This window comes from Clostridium estertheticum, from assembly GCF_026650985.1.
In the GTDB taxonomy this organism is placed as follows: Bacteria; Bacillota; Clostridia; order Clostridiales; family Clostridiaceae; genus Clostridium_AD; species Clostridium_AD estertheticum_C.
The window spans coordinates 4,242,501-4,267,880 of record NZ_CP086239.1; the positions used below are offsets into that span (position 1 = coordinate 4,242,501).

Annotated in this window: 19 protein-coding genes, 6 tRNA genes and 6 rRNA genes (1 of these 31 cut by a window edge); 30 read left to right on the forward strand and 1 reads right to left on the reverse strand. The window is 37.0% G+C overall.

The window, feature by feature from the left end:
* The 15 genes from LL038_RS20375 to disA all read left to right on the forward strand — a co-directional run.
* Positions 1-2,501: ribosomal RNA gene (locus LL038_RS20375) — 23S ribosomal RNA — on the forward strand; it begins 438 nt to the left of the window's first position.
* 73 nt (positions 2,502-2,574) lie between these two features.
* Positions 2,575-2,691 (forward strand): 5S ribosomal RNA (gene rrf, locus LL038_RS20380).
* Positions 2,692-2,696: 5 nt separating this feature from the next.
* Positions 2,697-2,771, forward strand: a tRNA-Asn gene (locus LL038_RS20385).
* Between the two features lie 42 nt (positions 2,772-2,813).
* Positions 2,814-2,930: ribosomal RNA gene (gene rrf / locus LL038_RS20390) — 5S ribosomal RNA — on the forward strand.
* 6 nt (positions 2,931-2,936) lie between these two features.
* Positions 2,937-3,013, forward strand: a tRNA-Ile gene (locus LL038_RS20395).
* 3 nt (positions 3,014-3,016) lie between these two features.
* A tRNA-Ala gene (locus LL038_RS20400) sits at positions 3,017-3,092 on the forward strand.
* Between the two features lie 847 nt (positions 3,093-3,939).
* A 16S ribosomal RNA gene (locus LL038_RS20405) occupies positions 3,940-5,453 on the forward strand.
* A gap of 297 nt (positions 5,454-5,750) precedes the next feature.
* Positions 5,751-8,689, forward strand: a 23S ribosomal RNA gene (locus tag LL038_RS20410).
* A 58-nt stretch (positions 8,690-8,747) separates the two neighbouring features.
* Positions 8,748-8,864: ribosomal RNA gene (gene rrf / locus LL038_RS20415) — 5S ribosomal RNA — on the forward strand.
* Together the 16S, 23S and 5S rRNA genes with 4 tRNA genes alongside form the textbook arrangement of a ribosomal RNA operon.
* Before the next feature lie 5 nt (positions 8,865-8,869).
* Positions 8,870-8,944, forward strand: a tRNA-Asn gene (locus tag LL038_RS20420).
* A 275-nt stretch (positions 8,945-9,219) separates the two neighbouring features.
* Positions 9,220-9,456 carry a hypothetical protein gene (locus tag LL038_RS20425; RefSeq protein ID WP_216125646.1) on the forward strand — a complete coding sequence of 79 codons (237 nt, stop codon included), beginning with the start codon at positions 9,220-9,222 and terminating at the stop codon, positions 9,454-9,456.
* Positions 9,457-9,597: 141 nt separating this feature from the next.
* Complete coding sequence (locus LL038_RS20430) at positions 9,598-10,839, forward strand: aminopeptidase P family protein (RefSeq protein ID WP_216125648.1); 1,242 nt, start codon at positions 9,598-9,600, stop codon at positions 10,837-10,839.
* Positions 10,840-11,151: 312 nt separating this feature from the next.
* The gene (locus LL038_RS20435; protein WP_216125649.1) at positions 11,152-11,373 is read left to right on the forward strand and encodes a hypothetical protein; all 222 of its coding nucleotides are present in this window, start codon (positions 11,152-11,154) and stop codon (positions 11,371-11,373) included.
* Between the two features lie 185 nt (positions 11,374-11,558).
* Positions 11,559-14,000, forward strand: coding sequence for an ATP-dependent Clp protease ATP-binding subunit (locus tag LL038_RS20440; RefSeq protein ID WP_216125650.1), 2,442 nt, complete (start codon positions 11,559-11,561; stop codon positions 13,998-14,000).
* Between the two features lie 156 nt (positions 14,001-14,156).
* The gene (gene disA, locus LL038_RS20445) at positions 14,157-15,221 is read left to right on the forward strand and encodes a DNA integrity scanning diadenylate cyclase DisA (RefSeq protein ID WP_216125651.1); all 1,065 of its coding nucleotides are present in this window, start codon (positions 14,157-14,159) and stop codon (positions 15,219-15,221) included.
* Between the two features lie 37 nt (positions 15,222-15,258).
* Here the strand turns inward: disA and LL038_RS20450 are convergent, their stop codons facing one another.
* Complete coding sequence (locus LL038_RS20450; RefSeq protein ID WP_216125652.1) at positions 15,259-15,660, reverse strand: DUF1573 domain-containing protein; 402 nt, start codon at positions 15,658-15,660, stop codon at positions 15,259-15,261.
* A gap of 137 nt (positions 15,661-15,797) precedes the next feature.
* Between LL038_RS20450 and LL038_RS20455 the strand changes: the two genes are divergently transcribed.
* The 15 genes from LL038_RS20455 (at position 15,798) to rplK (ending at position 25,374) form a co-directional block, all read left to right on the forward strand.
* Entirely contained in the window at positions 15,798-16,271 is a 474-nt protein-coding gene (locus LL038_RS20455) for a CarD family transcriptional regulator (protein ID WP_216125654.1), read from the forward strand.
* 117 nt (positions 16,272-16,388) lie between these two features.
* A complete protein-coding gene (locus LL038_RS20460; RefSeq protein ID WP_216125657.1) occupies positions 16,389-17,495 on the forward strand; it encodes a PIN/TRAM domain-containing protein in 1,107 nt (368 codons plus the stop codon).
* Between the two features lie 25 nt (positions 17,496-17,520).
* On the forward strand, positions 17,521-18,213 hold the full coding sequence (gene ispD, locus LL038_RS20465) for a 2-C-methyl-D-erythritol 4-phosphate cytidylyltransferase (protein WP_216125659.1): 693 nt from the start codon (positions 17,521-17,523) through the stop codon (positions 18,211-18,213).
* Positions 18,214-18,550: 337 nt separating this feature from the next.
* Entirely contained in the window at positions 18,551-18,973 is a 423-nt protein-coding gene (locus LL038_RS20470) for a Mini-ribonuclease 3 (protein WP_071614650.1), read from the forward strand.
* A 2-nt stretch (positions 18,974-18,975) separates the two neighbouring features.
* The gene (gene thyX / locus LL038_RS20475) at positions 18,976-19,779 is read left to right on the forward strand and encodes an FAD-dependent thymidylate synthase (protein WP_216125661.1); all 804 of its coding nucleotides are present in this window, start codon (positions 18,976-18,978) and stop codon (positions 19,777-19,779) included.
* A gap of 184 nt (positions 19,780-19,963) precedes the next feature.
* On the forward strand, positions 19,964-20,905 hold the full coding sequence (gene rlmB, locus LL038_RS20480) for a 23S rRNA (guanosine(2251)-2'-O)-methyltransferase RlmB (RefSeq protein WP_216125740.1): 942 nt from the start codon (positions 19,964-19,966) through the stop codon (positions 20,903-20,905).
* 8 nt (positions 20,906-20,913) lie between these two features.
* Positions 20,914-21,423 (forward strand): NYN domain-containing protein, encoded by a 510-nt coding sequence (locus LL038_RS20485; protein WP_216125664.1) that lies wholly within the window; start codon positions 20,914-20,916, stop codon positions 21,421-21,423.
* A 75-nt stretch (positions 21,424-21,498) separates the two neighbouring features.
* Positions 21,499-22,140, forward strand: a complete 642-nt coding sequence (sigH, locus tag LL038_RS20490; protein ID WP_216106700.1) for an RNA polymerase sporulation sigma factor SigH — start codon at positions 21,499-21,501, stop codon at positions 22,138-22,140.
* A 70-nt stretch (positions 22,141-22,210) separates the two neighbouring features.
* Positions 22,211-22,285: transfer RNA gene (locus tag LL038_RS20495), tRNA-Gly, on the forward strand.
* A 9-nt stretch (positions 22,286-22,294) separates the two neighbouring features.
* Positions 22,295-22,370, forward strand: a tRNA-Thr gene (locus tag LL038_RS20500).
* 80 nt (positions 22,371-22,450) lie between these two features.
* Positions 22,451-23,644: an elongation factor Tu gene (gene tuf / locus LL038_RS20505; RefSeq protein ID WP_216125666.1), complete on the forward strand. Its 1,194-nt coding sequence runs from the start codon at positions 22,451-22,453 to the stop codon at positions 23,642-23,644.
* 248 nt (positions 23,645-23,892) lie between these two features.
* Positions 23,893-24,042 (forward strand): 50S ribosomal protein L33, encoded by a 150-nt coding sequence (gene rpmG / locus LL038_RS20510; RefSeq protein WP_071614647.1) that lies wholly within the window; start codon positions 23,893-23,895, stop codon positions 24,040-24,042.
* 38 nt (positions 24,043-24,080) lie between these two features.
* Positions 24,081-24,305: a preprotein translocase subunit SecE gene (gene secE, locus LL038_RS20515; protein ID WP_216106702.1), complete on the forward strand. Its 225-nt coding sequence runs from the start codon at positions 24,081-24,083 to the stop codon at positions 24,303-24,305.
* A gap of 45 nt (positions 24,306-24,350) precedes the next feature.
* Positions 24,351-24,872, forward strand: coding sequence for a transcription termination/antitermination protein NusG (gene nusG / locus LL038_RS20520; protein ID WP_071614645.1), 522 nt, complete (start codon positions 24,351-24,353; stop codon positions 24,870-24,872).
* A 76-nt stretch (positions 24,873-24,948) separates the two neighbouring features.
* On the forward strand, positions 24,949-25,374 hold the full coding sequence (rplK, locus tag LL038_RS20525) for a 50S ribosomal protein L11 (protein WP_216106703.1): 426 nt from the start codon (positions 24,949-24,951) through the stop codon (positions 25,372-25,374).
* Positions 25,375-25,380: the final 6 nt, after the last annotated feature.

A 25,380-nucleotide genomic window follows, 5' to 3' on the forward strand; every position in this document is an offset into this window, starting at 1 on the left:
GCTGGGAGGACCACCTCCCAAGGCTAAATACTACCTAGTGACCGATAGTGAAGAAGTACCGTGAGGGAAAGGTGAAAAGAACCCCGGAAGGGGAGTGAAATAGAACCTGAAACCGTGTGCCTACAACCGGTCGAAGCACTTTTTATGTGTGACGGCGTGCTTTTTGTAGAACGAGCCAACGAGTTACGATATGTAGCAAGGTTAAGTACTTAAGGTACGGAGCCGAAGGGAAACCGAGTCTGAATAGGGCGTTCTAGTTGCATGTCGTAGACCCGAAACCGGGTGACCTATCCATGGCCAGGATGAAGCGGAAGTAAAATTCCGTGGAGGTCCGAACCACGTTGGTGTTGAAAAACCATGGGATGAGCTGTGGATAGCGGAGAAATTCCAATCGAACTCGGAGATAGCTGGTTCTCCTCGAAATAGCTTTAGGGCTAGCGTCGATTAATTGAGTAATGGAGGTAGAGCACTGAATGGGCTAGGGGCTGACAACAGTTACTGAACCCTATCAAACTCCGAATGCCATATACTTTTATTTCGGCAGTCAGACTGCGAATGATAAGATCCGTAGTCAAAAGGGAAACAGCCCAGACCATCAGCTAAGGTCCCAAAGTGTAAGTTAAGTGGAAAAGGATGTGGGATTTCTAAGACAACTAGGATGTTGGCTCAGAAGCAGCCACTCATTCAAAGAGTGCGTAATAGCTCACTAGTCAAGAGATCCTGCGCCGAAGATGTCCGGGGCTAAAACTTACCACCGAAGCTATGGGTTTACACAATTGTGTAAGCGGTAGAGGAGCTTTCTGTACTGGCTGAAGTCATACCGTAAGGAGTGGTGGACGGTACAGAAGTGAGAATGTTGGCATGAGTAGCGAGAGTTAAGTGAGAATCTTAACGGTCGAAAACCTAAGGTTTCCTGAGGAAGGCTCGTCCTCTCAGGGTTAGTCGGGACCTAAGCCGAGGCCGAAAGGCGTAGGTGATGGACAATCGGTTGATATTCCGATACCACCAATGGACGTTATTAGAAATGGGATGACGCAGGAGGATAAGATGTGCACACTATTGGATGTGTGTCTAAGCATTTAGGCGGAGCAAGCAGGCAAATCCGTTTGCTCTTAACGCTGAGATGTAATGGGGAAGGCAATTTATTGCTGAAGTATCTGATTCCACGCTGCCAAGAAAAGTCTCTATCGAGGATATTGGTGCCCGTACCGCAAACCGACACAGGTAGGTGAGGAGAGAATCCTAAGACCATCGGAAGAATTACTGTTAAGGAACTCGGCAAATTGACCCCGTAACTTCGGGAGAAGGGGTGCCTACGTAAGTAGGTCGCAGAGAATAGGCCCAAGCAACTGTTTAGCAAAAACACAGGTCTCTGCTAAAGCGAAAGCTGATGTATAGGGGCTGACGCCTGCCCGGTGCTGGAAGGTTAAGGGGATTAGTTAGCTGAGAGCTTGCTCTTGGCGAGGCTATGAACTTAAGCCCCAGTAAACGGCGGCCGTAACTATAACGGTCCTAAGGTAGCGAAATTCCTTGTCGGGTAAGTTCCGACCCGCACGAATGGCGTAATGATTTGGGCACTGTCTCAACAGTACATCCGGCGAAATTGTAGTTCCAGTGAAGATGCTGGATACCCGCGATTGGACGGAAAGACCCCGTAGAGCTTTACTGTAGCTTAGCATTGAATTTCGGTATTGTCTGTACAGGATAGGTGGGAGACTACGATACATGGGCGTCAGCCTGTGTGGAGTCATCCTTGGGATACCACCCTGACAGTACTGAGGTTCTAACTGGAGGCCATGAATCTGGTCACAGGACATTGTTAGGTGGGCAGTTTGACTGGGGCGGTCGCCTCCGAAAGAGTAACGGAGGCGCCCAAAGGTTCCCTCAGCGCGGTTGGAAATCGCGCGAAGAGTGCAAAGGCAGAAGGGAGCCTGACTGCGACACTTACAAGTGGAGCAGGGACGAAAGTCGGGCTTAGTGATCCGGTGGTACCTCGTGGGAGGGCCATCGCTCAACGGATAAAAGCTACCTCGGGGATAACAGGCTGATCTCCCCCAAGAGTCCACATCGACGGGGAGGTTTGGCACCTCGATGTCGGCTCGTCGCATCCTGGGGCTGAAGTAGGTCCCAAGGGTTGGGCTGTTCGCCCATTAAAGCGGCACGCGAGCTGGGTTCAGAACGTCGTGAGACAGTTCGGTCCCTATCCGTCGCGGGCGTAGGAAATTTGAAGGGAGCTGTCCTTAGTACGAGAGGACCGGGATGGACAAACCTCTGGTGCACCAGTTGTCACGCCAGTGGCATCGCTGGGTAGCTATGTTTGGAAGGGATAAACGCTGAAAGCATCTAAGCGTGAAGCCCACCCTAAGATGAGATTTCCCATTACTCGCACGTAAGTGCGATGTAAGTAAGACTCCTGGAAGACCACCAGGTTGATAGGTTAGAGGTGTAAGCATGGTAACATGTTCAGCTGACTAATACTAATAAGTCGAGGGCTTGACCAAGATAACATAAATAACAATTAATATTAATATTGCGAACTAACTGTGCAATTTTGAGAGAATATTTATATTCTCATCTAGTGATTATGGCATGAAGGTAACACCCGTTCCCATACCGAACACGAAGGTTAAGCTTCAATGCGCCGATGGTACTGCAGGGGTGACCTTGTGGAAGAGTAGGTCGTCGCTAGGTAATGTTCCGCGATAGCTCAACGGTGGAGCGCTCGGCTGTTAACCGATAGGTTGAAGGTTCAAATCCTTTTCGCGGAGCCATTTTTTTATAATACAATAACATATTTGGTAGATATCAATAAATCTGGTGATTATGGCATGAAGGTAACACCCGTTCCCATACCGAACACGAAGGTTAAGCTTCAATGCGCCGATGGTACTGCAGGGGTGACCTTGTGGAAGAGTAGGTCGTCGCCAGATAAATATGGATCTTTAGCTCAGCTGGTTAGAGCTACCGGCTCATAACCGGTCGGTCCGGGGTTCGAGTCCCTGAAGGTCCACCATATGGGGATATAGCTCAGCTGGGAGAGCACCTGCCTTGCACGCAGGGGGTCAAGGGTTCGATTCCCTTTATCTCCACCAAAGAACAGTCTAATATAGACTGTTCTTTTTATTTGTAAAATAATAACTCAAAGATAAAAAACAGAATAAAGTAGTGTTTTTGTTACTATAATATTAAAGACTTCATAAGAGAGTTAAACTCCAGTGAAGTCTTTTCTTGTTGTGACAGGTATCTTTGTTTGAGAAAGCGTTTAAAACATTTTTATGTGGTGGAGAAATTTAATATGAATGTCTTAAAGATCGTTATACTAGAAAAAGAATATAATAAAATACATATGAGTTCTATTAATAAAATTTTGAATTGTTACTTAAAGCATAATGGTTTATGAAAGCTTAAGATAGTATATATAATTATTAATAGTTTTTATAAATAAACGAATTAAGTGTTGAAATGTGAATATATTATTATACACTTAACCATGTGTGTCAATATAATAAAAAGAAAGCATTAAAGAGTAATATCTAGAAAATAAGGATTAATAACCGTATATAATGAATGAATAAAATATATAGCATTACGGTTATGATAGAATACTCCTTGTCGTCACATACGAGTGACATATTAAACTAACTGACAATTACAATTTAATAAGTTTTTAGATAAAAATTTATTTTAAAGAAGTAGTTGACAAAACAAGAAAAACCTAGTATCATAGTAGAAGTCGTCACATGATGACAAAGCAAATTGGTCTTTGAAAATTAAACAGAGAAATAGGTAAAGAAATGAAATAACATTTTATTTTAACCAGTCAATTACTTTAGTAAAAGTAATATTTTAGTCGTAAGACTAAAAAGTATGTAATGAGCTTGCTAACCAACTTAACAGTTGGCGCAGATTAATTATTTCAACTAAAAAAGTGTAAACTTTTAAATTGAGAGTTTGATCCTGGCTCAGGACGAACGCTGGCGGCGTGCCTAACACATGCAAGTCGAGCGATGCGATCCTTCGGGATCAATTAGCGGCGGACGGGTGAGTAACACGTGGGTAACCTGCCTCAAAGAGGGGAATAGCCTCCCGAAAGGGAGATTAATACCGCATAATATGTTTTGATCGCATGATCTTAACATCAAAGGAATTTTTCGGAATTTCACTTTGAGATGGACCCGCGGCGCATTAGCTAGTTGGTGAGGTAAAGGCCCACCAAGGCAACGATGCGTAGCCGACCTGAGAGGGTGATCGGCCACATTGGAACTGAGACACGGTCCAGACTCCTACGGGAGGCAGCAGTGGGGAATATTGCGCAATGGGGGAAACCCTGACGCAGCAACGCCGCGTGAATGATGAAGGCCTTCGGGTTGTAAAGTTCTGTCTTCTGGGACGATAATGACGGTACCAGAGGAGGAAGCCACGGCTAACTACGTGCCAGCAGCCGCGGTAATACGTAGGTGGCAAGCGTTGTCCGGATTTACTGGGCGTAAAGGATGCGTAGGCGGACATTTAAGTCAGATGTGAAATACCCGAGCTTAACTTGGGTGCTGCATTTGAAACTGGGTGTCTAGAGTGCAGGAGAGGTAAGTGGAATTCCTAGTGTAGCGGTGAAATGCGTAGAGATTAGGAAGAACACCAGTGGCGAAGGCGACTTACTGGACTGTAACTGACGCTGAGGCATGAAAGCGTGGGGAGCAAACAGGATTAGATACCCTGGTAGTCCACGCCGTAAACGATGAATACTAGGTGTCGGGGGTCGAACCTCGGTGCCGCCGTTAACACATTAAGTATTCCGCCTGGGGAGTACGATCGCAAGATTAAAACTCAAAGGAATTGACGGGGGCCCGCACAAGCAGCGGAGCATGTGGTTTAATTCGAAGCAACGCGAAGAACCTTACCTAGACTTGACATCCCTTGCATAACTCAGAGATGAGTGAAGTCCTTCGGGACAAGGTGACAGGTGGTGCATGGTTGTCGTCAGCTCGTGTCGTGAGATGTTGGGTTAAGTCCCGCAACGAGCGCAACCCTTATCATTAGTTGCTACCATTAAGTTGAGCACTCTAGTGAGACTGCCCGGGTTAACCGGGAGGAAGGTGGGGATGACGTCAAATCATCATGCCCCTTATGTCTAGGGCTACACACGTGCTACAATGGTGAGTACAAAGAGATGCAAGACCGCAAGGTGGAGCCAAACTCAAAAACTCATCCCAGTTCGGATTGTAGGCTGCAACTCGCCTACATGAAGCCGGAGTTGCTAGTAATCGCGAATCAGCATGTCGCGGTGAATACGTTCCCGGGCCTTGTACACACCGCCCGTCACACCATGAGAGTTGGTAACACCCGAAGTCCGTGAGGTAACCGTAAGGAGCCAGCGGCCGAAGGTGGGATCGATGATTGGGGTGAAGTCGTAACAAGGTAGCCGTAGGAGAACCTGCGGCTGGATCACCTCCTTTCTAGGGAGTAGATGTATTGACTTCGGTCGATGCAATAGAAGAATTTAATTATTCTTCAAAATATCTATTGTAATTACTCGTTCCTATTTCTCTGTTTAATTTTGAGAGACTAATTATATTAACTCTTAGGAGTTAATTAATTAATAGTTTTTCTTAAATGTTCTTTGAAAATTGCACAGTGTATAAAGTTGTTTTAAAAAGATTTAAATCCACGCAAGTGGTTATAAGTTAATTTATTACGATTTCGCAAAATTAATATTAAGTAACAAGACGTCTATGTAAATAGACAGAATCAAAGGTCAAGCTACAAAGGGCGCATGGCGAATGCCTTGGCACTAGGAGCCGAAGAAGGACGCGTTAAGCTGCGATAAGCTTTGGGTAGGCGCAAATAGCCTGTGATCCAAAGATTTCCGAATGGGGGAACCCACATAGTAACAACTATGTACTGCATACTGAATAAATAGGTATGCAGAGGTACACCCGGGGAACTGAAACATCTAAGTACCCGGAGGAAGAGAAAGAAATATCGATTTCCTAAGTAGCGGCGAGCGAAAGGGAAAGAGCCCAAACCTAAGTCTTTGACTTAGGGGTTGAGGATAGATCATAAATACTGCAATTCTTTAATTGAAGATAGCTGGAAAGCTGCTCCGCAGAAGGTAATAGGCCTGTAAATGAAAAGGAAGAACAGTCAGATCTAATCCAGAGTACCACGAGACACGTGAAACCTTGTGGGAAGCTGGGAGGACCACCTCCCAAGGCTAAATACTACCTAGTGACCGATAGTGAAGAAGTACCGTGAGGGAAAGGTGAAAAGAACCCCGGAAGGGGAGTGAAATAGAACCTGAAACCGTGTGCCTACAACCGGTCGAAGCACTTTTTATGTGTGACGGCGTGCTTTTTGTAGAACGAGCCAACGAGTTACGATATGTAGCAAGGTTAAGTACTTAAGGTACGGAGCCGAAGGGAAACCGAGTCTGAATAGGGCGTTCTAGTTGCATGTCGTAGACCCGAAACCGGGTGACCTATCCATGGCCAGGATGAAGCGGAAGTAAAATTCCGTGGAGGTCCGAACCACGTTGGTGTTGAAAAACCATGGGATGAGCTGTGGATAGCGGAGAAATTCCAATCGAACTCGGAGATAGCTGGTTCTCCTCGAAATAGCTTTAGGGCTAGCGTCGATTAATTGAGTAATGGAGGTAGAGCACTGAATGGGCTAGGGGCTGACAACAGTTACTGAACCCTATCAAACTCCGAATGCCATATACTTTTATTTCGGCAGTCAGACTGCGAATGATAAGATCCGTAGTCAAAAGGGAAACAGCCCAGACCATCAGCTAAGGTCCCAAAGTGTAAGTTAAGTGGAAAAGGATGTGGGATTTCTAAGACAACTAGGATGTTGGCTCAGAAGCAGCCACTCATTCAAAGAGTGCGTAATAGCTCACTAGTCAAGAGATCCTGCGCCGAAGATGTCCGGGGCTAAAACTTACCACCGAAGCTATGGGTTTACACAATTGTGTAAGCGGTAGAGGAGCTTTCTGTACTGGCTGAAGTCATACCGTAAGGAGTGGTGGACGGTACAGAAGTGAGAATGTTGGCATGAGTAGCGAGAGTTAAGTGAGAATCTTAACGGTCGAAAACCTAAGGTTTCCTGAGGAAGGCTCGTCCTCTCAGGGTTAGTCGGGACCTAAGCCGAGGCCGAAAGGCGTAGGTGATGGACAATCGGTTGATATTCCGATACCACCAATGGACGTTATTAGAAATGGGATGACGCAGGAGGATAAGATGTGCACACTATTGGATGTGTGTCTAAGCATTTAGGCGGAGCAAGCAGGCAAATCCGTTTGCTCTTAACGCTGAGATGTAATGGGGAAGGCAATTTATTGCTGAAGTATCTGATTCCACGCTGCCAAGAAAAGTCTCTATCGAGGATATTGGTGCCCGTACCGCAAACCGACACAGGTAGGTGAGGAGAGAATCCTAAGACCATCGGAAGAATTACTGTTAAGGAACTCGGCAAATTGACCCCGTAACTTCGGGAGAAGGGGTGCCTACGTAAGTAGGTCGCAGAGAATAGGCCCAAGCAACTGTTTAGCAAAAACACAGGTCTCTGCTAAAGCGAAAGCTGATGTATAGGGGCTGACGCCTGCCCGGTGCTGGAAGGTTAAGGGGATTAGTTAGCTGAGAGCTTGCTCTTGGCGAGGCTATGAACTTAAGCCCCAGTAAACGGCGGCCGTAACTATAACGGTCCTAAGGTAGCGAAATTCCTTGTCGGGTAAGTTCCGACCCGCACGAATGGCGTAATGATTTGGGCACTGTCTCAACAGTACATCCGGCGAAATTGTAGTTCCAGTGAAGATGCTGGATACCCGCGATTGGACGGAAAGACCCCGTAGAGCTTTACTGTAGCTTAGCATTGAATTTCGGTATTGTCTGTACAGGATAGGTGGGAGACTACGATACATGGGCGTCAGCCTGTGTGGAGTCATCCTTGGGATACCACCCTGACAGTACTGAGGTTCTAACTGGAGGCCATGAATCTGGTCACAGGACATTGTTAGGTGGGCAGTTTGACTGGGGCGGTCGCCTCCGAAAGAGTAACGGAGGCGCCCAAAGGTTCCCTCAGCGCGGTTGGAAATCGCGCGAAGAGTGCAAAGGCAGAAGGGAGCCTGACTGCGACACTTACAAGTGGAGCAGGGACGAAAGTCGGGCTTAGTGATCCGGTGGTACCTCGTGGGAGGGCCATCGCTCAACGGATAAAAGCTACCTCGGGGATAACAGGCTGATCTCCCCCAAGAGTCCACATCGACGGGGAGGTTTGGCACCTCGATGTCGGCTCGTCGCATCCTGGGGCTGAAGTAGGTCCCAAGGGTTGGGCTGTTCGCCCATTAAAGCGGCACGCGAGCTGGGTTCAGAACGTCGTGAGACAGTTCGGTCCCTATCCGTCGCGGGCGTAGGAAATTTGAAGGGAGCTGTCCTTAGTACGAGAGGACCGGGATGGACAAACCTCTGGTGCACCAGTTGTCACGCCAGTGGCATCGCTGGGTAGCTATGTTTGGAAGGGATAAACGCTGAAAGCATCTAAGCGTGAAGCCCACCCTAAGATGAGATTTCCCATTACTCGCACGTAAGTGCGATGTAAGTAAGACTCCTGGAAGACCACCAGGTTGATAGGTTAGAGGTGTAAGCATGGTAACATGTTCAGCTGACTAATACTAATAAGTCGAGGGCTTGACCAAGATATAATAATAAAATGCGAAAACACTGTGCAATTTTGAGAGAATATTTATATTCTCATCTAGTGATTATGGCATGAAGGTAACACCCGTTCCCATACCGAACACGAAGGTTAAGCTTCAATGCGCCGATGGTACTGCAGGGGTGACCTTGTGGAAGAGTAGGTCGTCGCTAGGTAATGTTCCGCGATAGCTCAACGGTGGAGCGCTCGGCTGTTAACCGATAGGTTGAAGGTTCAAATCCTTTTCGCGGAGCCATTTTTATAATGTAATAATATATTTAAGATATACAAAAGCTAATTATTAGCTTTTTTTATTTTGGGGAGAATTATAGGACTAAGTCAATGAAAAAACATTATATTAAATGTGTATAATAAGTATGAGTGTTATTAGTAATTTATATTTATTTATAATATGTAGTTAAGTACCAATAATTTTATATTATAGGTGCTTTTATTTTTTATAATAAATACGGATATTTTACCTGAAATTACAGAACCTAATGTTAATCATAGTAAAGAGGGGGAAATGAAATGTCTGAATATAGATTAGATATTCCTGGAAATATTAATTTAAGTGATTATAGTAGCATTCATGATTATATGGGAATAATTTCACAAAATGATAGATTTACAATTACTTCAAGAATGAAAAACTCTGAGGAAATGAAAATACTCTGTGAAATGTTAGAAAATAATAGTTTTACTATTGTGAATCAAGGAGATACTCAAAATGGTGAATACTATATTACTTCGCAAAAGGAAAGATAGTTATGAAGTTACAATATTTTCAAGAAAATAGGTAAATATTCTAAAGAGGCTTAGTATAAAGTCTTGAACGTCATTAAACTGAGTGATATGTTATAATAACAAATAATACATTTTAAAATATTCACTGGGAGGGGAATTGAAATGAAAAACACATTATTTAATACAAATAGGAAGAATCTTTGGGAAAGCTTAGAAGGGAATTCAATAACATTAATATTTGCAGGTGAAGCACCATATAAATCAGCAGATGAAAAATATGAATTCACTCCAAATAGGAATTTTTATTATTTAACAGGTGTTGATAAAGATAAAATGATTTTAATGATAGTAAAAATAAAGGGGACGGTTGAAGAGACATTATTTGTAGAGAAAAGTGATCCCATATTGGCTAGGTGGGTAGGAGATAAAATGTCTAAAGCTAAGGCAAAAGAAATCTCTGGTATACAAAATATTGAGTTTGTAGAGAATTTTAAAAATATATTTAACGCAATTTTAGAGAAAACAAAAATCGAAAATTTATATTTGGATCTTGAAAGACAAGGGTTTGATATATCAATGTCTACATCACAAAGGTTTGCAAAAGTGGTAATGCAAAGGTACCCTTATTTAAGGGTACAAAACATATACCATGAAATAGCGAGTCTTAGACTTATTAAATCAGAGGAAGAAATAAAGTTAATAAGGAAAGCTATAGATATTACAGACATGGGTATAAAACAACTAATGAAAAATTCGAAAGTCGGTATTAAAGAATATCAATTAGAGGCCTACTTTGATTTTTCATTGAAAAGTTACGGTGTAACTGATTATGCTTTTCATACCATTGCAGCATGTGGTAAGAATGCAACTATACTTCATTATGTAAAAAATGATAGTGAGCTTCAGGATGGTAAATTAGTGTTGTTTGATTTGGGGGCTCAGTATAAATATTACAATGCGGATATAAGCCGTACATTTCCTGTTAATGGAAAATATACAGAAAGACAAAAACAAGTTTATAATGTAGTATTAAAAGCGCAAGAAGCAGTAATAGCAATTGCAAAACCTGGTATATTGTTTTCAGTTCTAAATGAAAAGGCTAAAGAGGTACTTGCGGCTGGATGTATAGAGTTAGGTCTTATTAAAGAACCGAGTGAACTATCTAAGTATTATTTCCATGGGGTAAGTCATTATTTAGGATTAGATACTCATGATGTAGGGAACCGTGATATAGAATTGAAGCCTGGTATGGTATGTACTAATGAACCAGGACTTTACATAGAAGAAGAGAATATCGGAATTAGAATTGAAGATGATATATTAATTACAAAAGATGGGTGCGAAAATCTTTCAAAACAAATAATTAAGACTGTAGACGAAATTGAGGCATTTATGGCTAAGTAAATTTATATAAATGATTAAGTGTGAATAAATAGTAATTATAGAATTACTATTTATTTTTTAGCGTTAATAAATAATGTGTTATAACCATGCAATAATATTACTAGGTAAGTAATTCTTATTTTAAAATATTTACATATTATTAATATATTATGAATAAAAATGTAAAAAAAACCATTAATAAAATTATGATAGAAACAAGGTATAAAAATAGTTTTATAGAATAGTAAATATATGGAATGAAACAACCGAGAAGTTCTATGTATTTATTGGTATAAGAAAAGATTAAAATTAAATTAAATTAGGAGGAATGAAATGATTAAAAACAAGAATAATATTGTAGAGCTATTAGGTGAAATTAAAAGGTTCACATATTTTAAAGATAATTCAGAAATAGACGTAGTTTTAAAAGAGAGTGAAAAGATTAACATTAGATGTTATGATGATAAATGTATAATCATTAATTTTTTTGATTATGAAACGGGTATTTCTATGCTGTATAAAGATAGAAAATATATTAATATGAGAATTTCTTAATGATTTACCATATAAAGAAATAGATTTTAATAAGGACATGCTTAAAGTATTTTAGTATAAAATATTTTAAGCATGTCCTTTTTTATTAAATAATTACATAAGGTTATTATATCATGCAATAATTAGGATAAAATTGGGCATAATTAAAGTAATAAGAAAATTTATTGCAAGTGAGGTGTTTGAACATGATGTTCAACAAATTTACAGAAAGAGCACAAAAGGTTTTGGTATATGCCCAAGAGGAAGCACAACAATTAAAGCATGGTTATGTAGGGACAGAACATATACTCTTAGGAATTCTAAAGGAACCAGATGGTGTATGTAAAAAATCATTGAATAATATGAAAGTTTTTTCAGGTGAGGTAAAAAAATTAGTGTTAGAATATGAAGGTGAAGGCGACGTTGAAATGCGCAGAAATGAGATACCGCTGACACCAAGAACGAAGCGCCTATTAGAACTAAGTTTACTTGAAGCAAGAAATTTAAATCATAATTATATTAGTCCAGAACACATTTTACTTGCATTGATTAGAGAATCAGAGGGAGTTGCATATACAATATTAGCTAACTTAGGAGCAGACTTTAATATACTAAAAAATGATATATTAGATAATTGGTGCTCCGAGGGTAATCTGAAGGGAAGTATATTGAAAGAAAAACAAAATCATAGTACGCCAACTTTAGATAATTTTGGAAAGGATTTAACTGAAATGGCAAAAGAAGGTAAGCTTGATCCTGTTATAGGAAGAGATAATGAAACTCAAAGGCTTTTAGAAATTTTGTGTAGAAGAATGAAGAATAATCCATGCCTTATAGGGGAGCCGGGCGTAGGTAAGACTGCTATAGCAGAGGGACTTGCACAAAAAATAGCATCTGGGAGTATCCCGGAGATTTTAAAAGATAAAAGAGTTATAACTTTAGATATATCGTCTATGGTTGCGGGTTCGAAATATAGAGGAGAGTTTGAGGAAAGGCTTAAAAAGGTTATGAAAGAAATAGTCGTCGCAGGAAATGTTATTATATTTATAGACGAAATTCATACTATAATAGGGGCCGGGGGAGCAGAGGGGGCTATTGATGCATCTAATATATTAAAACCAGCACTTGCTCGTGGGGAAATACAATGCATAGGGGCAACAACTATAGACGAATATAGAAAGCACATTGAAAAAGATGCGGCACTCGAGAGAAGATTTCAACCTATTATTGTAGGAGAGCCAAGTAAGCAAGAGGCTGTTGAAATATTAAAAGGATTAAGGGATAAGTATGAAGCACATCATAGAGTTAAAATTACCGATGGCGCCATAGAGGCCGCTGTTAGTTTATCTCATAGGTATATTGCGGATAGATACTTACCTGATAAAGCAATAGATCTTATAGATGAGGCGGGGGCAAAAGTTAGGATTCAAAATTTGACTGCTCCGCCAAATCTTAAAAATTTAGAAGATGAAATAGATAAAATTTCTAAAGAAAAATTGGATGCTATATCAGTACAGGATTTCGAGAAGGCGGCTAAAATAAGAGACACCGAAAGAAAGTTAAAGGACAAATTATATAATTCTAAAAACAGTTGGAAAACACAAAATCAAGCGGATGAACTAATAGTTTCAGAACTCGAAATTGCTAATGTTGTATCAAGATGGATTAACATTCCAATAGAAAAATTGACGCAAAAAGAATCAGAGAAATTATTAAAATTGGAGACGTTACTACATGCGAGAGTGATAGGTCAATATGAAGCAGTTAAATCTATTTCAAGTGCAATAAGACGTGCAAGAGTAGGGTTAAAAGATCCCAAAAGACCAATAGGTTCTTTTATATTTTTAGGGCCGACTGGTGTAGGGAAAACAGAATTATCTAAAGCTCTAGCAGAGGCTATGTTTGGTGATGAAAATAACATGATAAGAATAGATATGTCAGAATATATGGATAAGCACACAGTTTCGAGGCTTATGGGTTCACCTCCAGGATATATTGGATTTGATGAAGGTGGACAACTAACAGAAAAAGTGAGAAGAAACCCATATTCAGTAGTTCTTTTCGATGAAATTGAAAAAGCTCATCCAGATGTAGTTAATATTTTATTGCAAATATTAGATGACGGAAGGTTAACCGATGGAAAAGGTAAAACAATAGACTTTAAAAATACAGTAATTATAATGACATCTAATGTAGGGGCGTCTGCTCTTAAAAAGCAAAAGTCTCTAGGATTTGATATAAAGGAAAATGGTGTGAGTTCTGAATATGAAAAGATGAAAGAAAATATAATGAAAGAGCTAAAAGTTTCATTTAGACCAGAGTTCTTAAATAGAATAGATGATATTATTGTATTTCACTCACTAGAACAGGATGATTTATGTAAAATAGTAGATTTAATGCTTAAAGTTGTGAAGGAACGTCTTGAAGATCTTAAAATTAATATTAGTTTTGATGATGAAACTAAGAAACATTTGGCTAAGGCAGGATTTAATAGAAATTATGGAGCAAGACCACTAAGGAGGGAAATAACTAAAGTTGTGGAAGATAAATTGTCTGAAGAAATACTGAGGGGGAATATTAATAAAGGTGATAATGTAAGTGTTGTTATGGAAAATGGTGAATTGATTTTTAAAATTTTACATATTTAATATTGTTTATATACATTAAAAAGTATATAATTAAAATGTAATATTTTTTTGAAAACCACTCTAGAGTGGTTTTTTAATTTATAGAAAATATATAAAATATAGAATTTATTTTAATATATAATTTTAATTTATAATTTATTAAGTAGGGAGAAAAGGATGAGAGAAGAGAAAAGCAAGGAACTTATGATTATATTGAAAATGCTGGCACCTGGTACTTCGCTTAGAGAAGGACTTGAAAATATTCTTAGAGCTAAAACTGGTGGACTTATCGTTTTAGGAAATGGTAAGGAAATATTAGATATTGTAGATGGTGGATTTGGAATAAATGCGGACTATAGTCCTGCTTATATATATGAATTAGCAAAGATGGACGGAGCTATAGTAATAAGTAGCGATTTGAAAAAAATATTATATGCTAATACTCAACTTATGCCAAGCTCCACAATACCAACTTATGAAACTGGAACAAGACATAGAACTGCGCAAAGAATAGCTAAACAAACAGGGTATGTTGTTGTTGCAATATCACAAAGAAGAACTATTATAACTGTTTACAAGGATGATATAAAATATGTGTTAAGAGATAGTAGTGTTATTTTAGCAAAAGCGAATCAAGCTATCCAAACATTAGAGAAATATGTTTCAGTGCTTGAACGAGTAGTAAGTAATTTAAACCTTTTAGAATTTCAAGATTTAGCTACATTATTTGATGTACTATCAGCAATACAAAGGACAGAGATGGTTATGAGAATAGTCGGCGAAATAGAAAGGCATATATGTGAACTAGGCAATGAGGGTAGGCTAATTTCAATGCAACTAAATGAATTAATTAGAAGTGTTGAGGAAGATGGAATATTATTAATAAGAGATTATTGTCAAAGTGGTATGGATTATACCCAGATGTATAGACAAATAGAAAATATGACTTCAGGTGAACTAATAGATTTAGATTTTATATCTAGAATTATTGGATATGTAGGGGTTCCTTTAGTTGATACTTTAATTTCTCCAAGAGGATATAGGATGCTAAATAAAATACCTAGAATACCTGTAAATGTTATTGAAAATCTAGTTAAGCACTTTAGAGAATTAAAAGCAACAATGGAAGCTTCTTATGAACAACTTGATAGCGTAGAGGGAATCGGGGAAGCAAGAGCTAAAGCCATTAAAAACGGATTAAGAAGGTTGAAAGAGCAATTTATGCTAGACAAGCAAATATAGCACAAAATAAGGATTAACTTATCTTGTGCTGTATTTACTAGCGCATACTATATTTACCAAGGGTACTAATTTTGTCATACTCTTTTAAAAGAATATCATATAAATTTAAATCTAAAATATTACATAATGAGGTAATATAAAAAAGATTATTACCAAGCTCTTTTTCTAAAACTTCCCTACAGTTTTCACATAGAGCACCTTGCACAGGAGAATGTAAAGCAGTGGGGGTATCTAAATTTAAATCGTCTATATTAGGTGGTGTGTACATGTTTTTTTCTTCTAACTTAATACAGCCACAATTGGTAATAGATTTTGCAACAGCCCTACTGACTCTAGCGTCAGATTCTTGAAGTTTAGTAATTACATCGAAAACACTTCTATGCCGTAATAGGGATTCATCTACAGAATTTTGAAAATTATCAAATATACAATCTTTCATTAAGTTCAACTCCTTGTAAAAATTTAATTAGCTATATTATAGGATTCACATTACGGTTTTGTCAATAAACTAAGTACGTATTTCACCTTATGAATATATAATAAATCAACAGGAGTTTTATTAATAGGGGGAATGGTATGTTAAATATTGGTGAGAAAATATTTATATCAGATTATGGTGCTGGATATGTAAAGGACATTGATGACGAAGAATCATCTAATATAGAATGTAAATATGTAAATATATATCTTTTATTAGATAACATGAATTTTATGATTCCAATAAATAAAATTGAAAATTATAGAGTAAGGAAAATTTTAAATAAAGTAGAATTAGAGGTTATTTTAAATACAATAGGGAGTGATTCAGATTTTATTGAAAAAAATTGGAACAACAGGTATAGAAGCAACAAGAAAAAAATTCAAAGTGGGAGTGCTTTGAAAATGTGTGAGGTAATTAGAGATTTATATTATTTACAAAAGAAAGATATGCTACCGCCAGGAGAGGTCAAGATTTTAGAAAGAGTTGAAGGAATGGTTGCTAGTGAAATAATGTTAGCTTTTGAACTTAACATGGAACAAGCATTATGTAAAATAAGGAGTTTAGTTTAATAAATTGTTGATTGTGTGACATATTTTATTGAAATACACTCATTTATAGTATATATTAGATAATAACGGGATATAAATTCAAATAAGTGTTAATAATTTAAAGGGAGGTGAAATTTTTTGTTAAAAAAAATTTTTAGAGGACTTTTTACAATCATAGGATTAATTTTAGGTTATTTAATAGGTGGTATGCTTCTAAGTACAAGTTATTTAGCAGGGTTTAGTTATTTTAAAGAGGGTACAATTCAAGGAATGATATTCATCATTTTTTCTACTTTGATTTTCGGGGTTATTTTATTTTTGATATCTCCTATACTAGTGTCTTTTATAATGAAATTCATGGAGTATGTAGTGAAAAGCACACAGAAAATGCCAACGTCACAAATTGTTTTTGGTACAGGTGGAGCGATAATAGGGCTTGTAATTGCATCTTTATTTGCAGGGTTATTTAATTATAAATCGCCTTTATGGACTATTATTGTAATTATTTTTACAGTTATAATGATAGCTTTAGGAGCAGATATCTGCGCTAGAAAAAGAGATGAAATATTAGCTTTTTTTACAAGTATCAAAAAAAACAATGGGTTTAAAGATAAAAAAATCAAGGGGTTTACTAATGAAAATCCAAAAGTATTAGATACATCTGTAATAATTGATGGCAGAATATTTGATATTTGTCAAACTGGGTTTGTTGAAGGTCCACTCGTAATACCAACTTTTGTATTAGAGGAGCTTAGGCATATTGCTGATTCATCAGACGGGCTTAAGAGGAATAGGGGAAGACGAGGATTAGATATATTAAATAAAATACAAAAGGAATTAAATATTGAGGTTGAGATTTGGGAAAAAGATTTTCCAGACATTGCAGAAGTAGATAGTAAATTACTCAAATTAGCTCAGGTTTTGAATGGTAAAGTAATTACAAACGATTTCAACCTTAATAAGGTAGCTGAATTTCAGGGAGTTCCGGTTTTAAATATTAATGAACTTGCAAACGCAGTAAAACCAGTAGTACTACCGGGGGAAGAAATGAAAATCCAAGTTATGAAAGATGGAAAAGAATCAGGGCAAGGAATAGCTTATTTAGATGATGGAACAATGATTGTTGTTGAAGGTGGACGAAAGTATATTGGTGAGAATATAGTTGTTATTGTAACATCTGTACTCCAGACGGCTGCAGGTAGAATGATTTTTGCTAAAAATAAAGATTCTTTAGTGAAAAGTTAGTTGCAAGATGTAAGTGAGGATTTTTATGGGTAGAAACTGCGCCATAATTTTGGCGGCGGGTAAAGGAAAAAGGATGGGAAAATCTATTAATAAGCAGTATCTAAATATTAAAGGATACCCAATTTTATACTATACTTTAGAGGCTTTTTCAAAAAGCGATTTTATAGATGAAATTATAGTGGTTGCTGCAGATGCTGAAGTCGATTATTGTAATGAACAAATAATTAAAAAATATAAATTTTCAAAGGTGAAAAGTGTTGTTAGCGGTGGTAAAGAAAGACAATATTCAGTTTTAAATGGTCTAAAGGCTGTAACAAATTGCGAAATTGTGCTTATTCATGATGGGGCTAGACCTTTTGTTAACGAAGATATTATTAGAAATGCTATTATTTATGCTAATTTATATGGATCGGCAGCTTGTGGAGTACAACCTAAAGATACTATTAAGATTAAAGATTCTTTTGGGTTTTCTATAAAAACACCTAAGAGAGAGATGCTTTTTTGTGTTCAAACCCCACAAGCCTTTAGGTATAATCTTATATTAGAATGTCACGAAAAAATTAGTCGTGAGGGTATTAAAGTAACTGATGATACGATGGTGGTTGAACAATATGGTAATAAAGTATACCTTTACGAAGGTAGTTACGATAATATAAAGGTTACAACACCAGAAGATTTAGATATAGCTACTCAAATATTGCAAAGAAACTACTGTTGACAGTATCGGATATAATGTGTATATTTATTAGTAACTATAAAATATCACACATAAACTAAATATTAAGTAATGATGAAGAATAGTAGAAACCATTTTACAGAGAGAAAATACTAGGTTGAGAGATTTTCAAAGGTTTTGAACCTGCTTTGGAGCTGTAGCAAAACTACCGGTAATATATACCGTTAACAAATAAGTACAAATTTAGGTGGTACCGCGATGAAATTCGCCCTAAAACAGGGTGGATTTTTATTTTTTTTGTCGTTTTTATTTTAAAATCGGTATATGTAAAAAGTAAATCTAAAATAGGAATGTGTAATATTAAAAAAGGAGACTAATCATGGAATTTAATATGCTAAAGGGCAAATTTACAGTGGCACAAGTTAGGCAGTTAAATCCACTAGTGCTTGCAATAGTTGGAGATGCAATTTATGAGGTGTTTATCAGATCTTACCTCGTAGAAAAAAATAGAGATATGAATGCACATAAAATTCACGTTAAGGCGGTTTCATATGTAAAAGCGCATGCGCAAAGTGAGTATATGAAAAATTTAATAGCAGATTTAGACGAAGAGGAACTTGGAATTTTTAAAAGAGCTAGAAATTCTAAAAGTGGCACAACACCTAAAAACGCAGATTTAAATGAATATAAGTGGGCTACAGGCTTTGAAGCTTTAGTAGGTTTTTTATACTTAAGTGAAAAGAATGAAAGGTTAAACGATATTTTCGAGAAAATTATAAATCTTGATTTGGGAGATGAGTAATTATGCTTAAGGTTAAATTAATAGAACATACACCGAATCCTGAAAAAATTGTAGCAGCAGCAGCTAAACTTTGTTATAGTCAAGTAGGAATTGATGAAATATTAGAAAATTTAGATGAACAAAAAACAAATAAATTTATAAAAACGCTAATGACTTATGGACATCATTCACCAATAGAACATGTAAGCTTTACTTTTGCAGTTGAGGGGATATCTAGAAGTTTGACACATCAATTAGTTAGACATAGGGTAGCATCATATTCTCAACAGAGTCAGAGATATGTACAACTTAAACAATTTGAATACATAATTCCACCTAATATTGAGAAAGATGAGCAGGCTAAGGAAATTTTCATACAATCCATGAAGCGTGTTCAAGAAGAGTACAATAAGTTAGTTGAGATATTGTCTAAGAATGAATTAACAAACTTTATAGAGGAATACTTAATGGCTGAAAAGCTTACAAATGTTGAAGAGATTGAAAAAAAACAATATTTAGTTCTTAAAAATAAATCGGAGAAAAAAGCCATCGAAGACGCACGGTATGTATTCCCAAATGCTTGTGAGACTAAAATAATAGCTACTATGAATGCTAGAGAATTAATGCATTTCTTTAATCAGAGATGTTGCACAAGAGCTCAGTGGGAAATACGCCAAATGGCCAAAACAATGCTGATGCAAGCTAGAGAAGTAGCACCATCACTTTTTAGATATGCAGGACCAAGTTGCGTTAGTGGACAATGTCCTGAGGGTAAAATGTGTTGTGGAAAGACTTTGGAAGTAAGAAAAGAATACGAGATGAAATAGATGGAATGGAGAGGAATTTAAAATGAGTGATAATAAAAAATATCAAGGAAATAAAGGTAGTAATGGATTTGCAAGTAGTAGAGAAGAAAGACCAGGCTTTGCATCTAAGAGAGATAGGACTAGTGAAAAAGGTGCTAAAGTAACTAGGGGATTTTCAGGTAGCAAGGAAGATAAAAGTGGAGCAATGCCTAGAAGAAATAGAACGGGAGATCACGGTGTTAAGGAAAGTAGAGAATTTACAGGTAATAAAGAAGATAAAAACAAAGTAATAAATAGAAAAACTAGGCAAAATGAAGAGAATGTAGTAGCAAATAATAAGGGTAATAGAGTGAAATCTGAAATAAGTTCTAAGAATGGTAATACAGGCGGAGAAAGTGAACCTAAGATTATTAGAGAAGATTTAATTGAAGGAAGAAATGCAGTTATAGAAGCATTAAAATCAGATAGAACTGTAGAGTATATTCTTATTGCTAAAGGTGATATGGTAGGATCTATAAGCGTAGTATTAGCATTGGCTAAAGAAAAGGGAATTGTTACAAAAGAAGTAGATAGAAGAAAGCTAGATGAAATGGCACAAACTTCATCACATCAAGGGGTTATTGCTGTAGTAACACCATACAAATATTTTGAAATAAATGATATATTTAAATATGCAGAGGAAAAAGGAGAAAAGCCTTTTATAATTATATTAGATGAAATCGAAGATCCACACAATTTCGGGTCTATAATACGAACTGCAGAGGTATGTGGAGCTCATGGAATAATAATACCTAAGAGAAAAAATGTAGGAGCTACGCCTACGGTGTATAAAACATCTGCTGGTGCAATTGAACACGTGAAAATAGCAAAAGTAACTAATATAAATGTAGCCATAGAAGAAATAAAAAAACGTGGAGTGTGGGTTTACGGTGCTGATATGGAGGGGGAAGATTATATTTTCAATACTGATTTAACAGGATCTGTGGCACTTGTAATTGGAAGTGAAGGTAGAGGCATTGCAAAACTTACAAAAGAAAAATGTGACGTTCTAGTGAAAATACCAATGGTAGGAAAAATAACATCTTTAAATGCTTCTGTTGCAGCTGGCATAATAATGTATGAAATTATGAAACAAAAAATTAGATGAGGTAAAAAGTGAGAACACTTTTCGTTGATGGGTATAATGTTATTAATAGTTGGCCAAGTCTTAAAAAGGTTAAAGAATATAGTTATGAATCTTCGAGGGTTCAGCTTGTAGGTATCCTTCAAAACTATGTAGCATTCAAGGGCTATAAAATGGTTATAGTCTTTGATGCACAATTAGTTAAGGGCAGCATTCAAAAAAAAGAGAGACAAGGGAACTTAGTTGTGGTTTTTACAAAAGAAGGCGAAACAGCAGACAATTATATTGAAAAAATGGTTAACAACATAGGGCGAAACACTGAAGTTTGCGTAATTACATCTGACTCTTTAGAGCAACAGATTACATTCCAAAGAGGAGCTACAAGGATGTCGTCAATTGAATTTTATCACGAAGTAGTCAGTACACAAAAGAAGATTGAAATGGAGATTGAAAAAAAATATTTGGAAAAAAGAAATTGGTTAGAAGAGAGAATAGATGAAAAAACATTGGAAAAACTTGAGAAAATGAGAAGGAGTCGCTGAATTTTCTTGACTATATAAATTGCTCTGAGGTATAATCATTTATATGACACATGGTTGGTGTGGAGGGGATATTTGTTGGAAAAAATCATTAAAGCTAGTGTGAACACTTCAAGCTTTGAAGAAAGATTGGATGAGGAAGTTGTTATTGAAGCACAAATTAGCAATGTTCGTGCACAAGAATATTTAATTAATAAATATAAAAATTTTGTTAAGGCAAAGGCTAAGTCTTATTTTTTGATTGGTGCCGATAAAGAAGATATTTACCAGGAAGGAATGATAGGTCTCTATAAGGCTATTAGAGATTTTAAGGCAGATAGATTATCTTCTTTTAGGGCTTTTGCAGAAATTTGTGTTACTAGGCAGATAATTACAGCAATAAAAACAGCCACTCGTCAAAAACACATTCCCCTTAATACATATATATCATTAAATAAGCCAATATATGACGAGGAATCAGACAGAACATTATTGGATGTGTTATCAGGTGCTAAAATTACTGACCCGGAAGAATTGGTTATAAGTCGTGAGGAAGTAATAAGTATTCAAAATGAAATTGGCGAAGTCTTATCGGAACTCGAGATGGAAGTGCTTATGTCATACCTAGATGGTAAATCTTATCAAGAAATTGCTTGTGATTTAGACAGGCATGCAAAGTCCATTGATAATGCTTTGCAAAGAGTTAAAAGAAAATTAGAAAAATGTCTAAGTAAAAGGTAAAAATGTATTGACAAAAAAAACAAACAATAGTAAAATTAATAACTGGTGTATAGCTTTAAGTTGTACTTCAGCGGGAGTAGCTCAGTGGTAGAGCACCAGCTTCCCAAGTTGGGTGTCGCGGGTTCAAGCCCCGTTTCCCGCTCCAAAATTAAATGCCCATATAGCTCAGTCGGAAGAGCGTCACCTTGGTAAGGTGGAGGTCACCGGTTCAATCCCGGTTATGGGCTCCATAGCTATTAAGGTCATGCAGTACACTAGGATGAGTTTACGAACGAAAAAACGGTATTATTTAAACAAGGAGGAATATAAAATGGCAAAGGCAAAGTTTGAAAGAACCAAACCACATGTAAATATAGGAACAATAGGGCACGTAGATCACGGCAAGACAACATTAACAGCTGCAATAACTGCTGTACTTGCAACTAAAGGATTAGCAGAAGTATCAAGATTCGACCAAATTGATAAAGCACCAGAGGAAAGAGAAAGAGGAATAACAATTAATACATCACATGTTGAATATGAAACAGAAAATAGACATTATGCACATGTTGATTGCCCAGGACATGCAGATTATGTAAAGAACATGATTACAGGAGCAGCACAAATGGATGGAGCAATCCTAGTTGTTAGTGCAGCAGATGGTCCAATGCCTCAAACAAGAGAACATATATTACTTGCAAGCAGAGTTGGAGTAGGTTATATAGTAGTATTCTTAAACAAAGCAGATATGGTAGATGATCCAGAATTATTAGAACTTGTTGAAATGGAAGTAAGAGAACTATTAAGTGAGTATGACTTCCCAGGTGATGATATTCCAATTGTAACAGGATCAGCATTAAAAGCATTAGAAAATCCAACAGATCCAGAAGCATCAAAATGCATATTAGAATTAATGGAAGCTGTAGATAGTTACATTCCAACACCTGAAAGAGCTACAGATAAAGCATTCTTAATGCCAGTAGAAGATGTATTCACAATCACAGGTAGAGGAACAGTTGCTACAGGAAGAGTTGAAACTGGGATACTTAAGGTTGGAGAAGAAGTAGAAATAGTTGGACTTAGCGAAGATAAAAGAAAAGTTGTATGTACAGGAGTTGAAATGTTCAGAAAACTTCTAGATCAAGCAATGGCTGGAGACAACATTGGAGCATTATTAAGAGGAGTTCAAAGAGCTGACATTCAAAGAGGTCAAGTACTTGCAAAACCAGGTTCAATACATCCACATGCAAAATTTGTAGGGCAAGTATATGTACTTAAAAAAGAAGAAGGCGGAAGACATACACCATTCTTCGACGGATACAGACCACAATTTTATTTTAGAACAACAGATGTAACAGGATCAATAAAATTACCAGACGGAATGGAAATGGTAATGCCAGGAGATCACATAGACATGAATGTAGAATTAATCACTCAAGTAGCAATGGATGAGGGATTAAGATTTGCAATCAGAGAAGGTGGAAGAACAGTAGGTTCTGGAGTTGTTACTTCAATAGTTAAATAGTATAGAAAAGCCACAATGGTACTAGGTATAAGGTAAAAAAATGACTTATGCTTAGTTCTTAGAAAATAAAATATGATGCTGAATTATTAACAGCAGTACGTTTAATGGAAAAGTGTCCTTAACTAATTCATTGACATATGTATTAAGTTGTGATAACTTATATAAGTATAATAAAAATGCTAAAGATAGCTTAGCGCTTAATAAGCATGAGTTTTCTGAAATAGATGAAAAATCGGGAGGTGTAGATTGTGAGAGTAAAAGTAACTCTAGCTTGTAATGATTGCAAACAGAGAAATTACAATACAATGAAAAACAAAAAAAATAATCCAGACAGAATAGAAATGAAGAAATACTGTAAGTTCTGCCACAAACATACACTTCATAAAGAAACAAAATAATATAGCATAAACACAAAAACAGTGGGGATGTGAATAAGATGGCTGTTACTGGGAATGTTAAATTAAAAGAAAAACCAAACAAAAGAGGCATAGTAAATTTTTTCAAGGAACTTAAGGCAGAAACGAAAAGAATAACTTGGCCTTCAAAACAAGATGTTAAAAAAGCAACTTTTGCAGTGGCAAGTTTTACTTTACTTTTTGTAGTATTTGTAGGTTTGTTGGATTATGGGTTTAATAACCTCTATATGCTAATCTTTAAATAAGGTAAAGGAGGGAGGTAGGGGACGGAATTCTCCACCCCTTGAGCTATGGCAGATAAAGCTAAATGGTACGTTGTACATACATATTCTGGTTATGAAAATAAAGTTAAAGTTAACCTAGAAAAAGCGATCGAAAATAGAAACCTTGAAGAATATGTACATGATATTCAAGTTCCTATGGAAGAAGTAGTTGAAGTAAAGGATGGAAAACAAAAAATAACTTTAAAAAAAGTATTTCCAGGTTATGTGATGGTGAAAATGCTTATGACAGATGAATCTTGGTACATAGTTAGAAACACAAGAGGAGTAACAGGGTTCGTAGGGCCGGGTTCTAAGCCAGTAGCTCTTACTGAGGATGAAGTTAGAACTATGGGGATTGCAGAAAAAACTATAGTTTCTGATTACGAAGTAGGCGAGAGCATACAGGTAACATTCGGACCATTAGAAGGATTTGTTGCTCTAATACAAGAAATTCATTTGGAGAAGCAAAAAATCAAAGCACTTATAAATATGTTTGGCAGGGAAACCCCTGTTGAGCTAGAATTTAATCAGATACAAAAATTAGACTAAGTACTAAATAAAACGAAAGTTTTATTAAGTGGGAGGATTTTTAATCCGATTACCACAATATAGGAGGTATAAATTCATGGCTAAGAAAATAACAGGGATGATAAAACTTCAACTTCCAGCAGGGAAAGCTACTCCGGCACCACCAGTTGGACCAGCACTTGGACAACACGGTGTTAATATCATGGGATTTTGTAAAGAATTCAATGCGAAAACTGCTGATCAAGCAGGCATGATAATACCAGTAGTTATAACAGTATATCAAGATAGATCTTTTAGTTTTATACTAAAGACTCCACCAGCAGCTATATTATTAAAGAAAGCAGTTGGTTTAGAAAGCGGTTCTGGTGTTCCAAACAAAACCAAAATTGCTACAGTTTCTAAAGCTAAAGTAAGAGAAATAGCAGAACTCAAGATGCCAGATTTAAATGCAGCATCAATTGAATCTGCTATGAGTATGATAGCTGGAACAGCAAGAAGTATGGGAATAGTTGTAGAAGAATAATTTTGA

Excerpts from the sequence above, each read along its gene's own strand:
- nusG (WP_071614645.1), top strand. The coding sequence starts at position 24,351 with ATGGCAGATAAAGCTAAATGGTACGTTGTACATACATATTCTGGTTAT.
- LL038_RS20440 (WP_216125650.1), top strand. The coding sequence starts at position 11,559 with ATGATGTTCAACAAATTTACAGAAAGAGCACAAAAGGTTTTGGTATAT.
- rlmB (WP_216125740.1), top strand. The coding sequence starts at position 19,964 with ATGCCTAGAAGAAATAGAACGGGAGATCACGGTGTTAAGGAAAGTAGA.
- LL038_RS20435 (WP_216125649.1), top strand. The coding sequence starts at position 11,152 with ATGATTAAAAACAAGAATAATATTGTAGAGCTATTAGGTGAAATTAAA.
- rplK (WP_216106703.1), top strand. The coding sequence starts at position 24,949 with ATGGCTAAGAAAATAACAGGGATGATAAAACTTCAACTTCCAGCAGGG.
- secE (WP_216106702.1), top strand. The coding sequence starts at position 24,081 with ATGGCTGTTACTGGGAATGTTAAATTAAAAGAAAAACCAAACAAAAGA.
- LL038_RS20425 (WP_216125646.1), top strand. The coding sequence starts at position 9,220 with ATGTCTGAATATAGATTAGATATTCCTGGAAATATTAATTTAAGTGAT.
- LL038_RS20455 (WP_216125654.1), top strand. The coding sequence starts at position 15,798 with ATGTTAAATATTGGTGAGAAAATATTTATATCAGATTATGGTGCTGGA.
- LL038_RS20470 (WP_071614650.1), top strand. The coding sequence starts at position 18,551 with ATGGAATTTAATATGCTAAAGGGCAAATTTACAGTGGCACAAGTTAGG.
- disA (WP_216125651.1), top strand. The coding sequence starts at position 14,157 with ATGAGAGAAGAGAAAAGCAAGGAACTTATGATTATATTGAAAATGCTG.
- thyX (WP_216125661.1), top strand. The coding sequence starts at position 18,976 with ATGCTTAAGGTTAAATTAATAGAACATACACCGAATCCTGAAAAAATT.
- LL038_RS20430 (WP_216125648.1), top strand. The coding sequence starts at position 9,598 with ATGAAAAACACATTATTTAATACAAATAGGAAGAATCTTTGGGAAAGC.
- ispD (WP_216125659.1), top strand. The coding sequence starts at position 17,521 with ATGGGTAGAAACTGCGCCATAATTTTGGCGGCGGGTAAAGGAAAAAGG.
- LL038_RS20450 (WP_216125652.1), bottom strand. The coding sequence starts at position 15,660 with ATGAAAGATTGTATATTTGATAATTTTCAAAATTCTGTAGATGAATCC.
- tuf (WP_216125666.1), top strand. The coding sequence starts at position 22,451 with ATGGCAAAGGCAAAGTTTGAAAGAACCAAACCACATGTAAATATAGGA.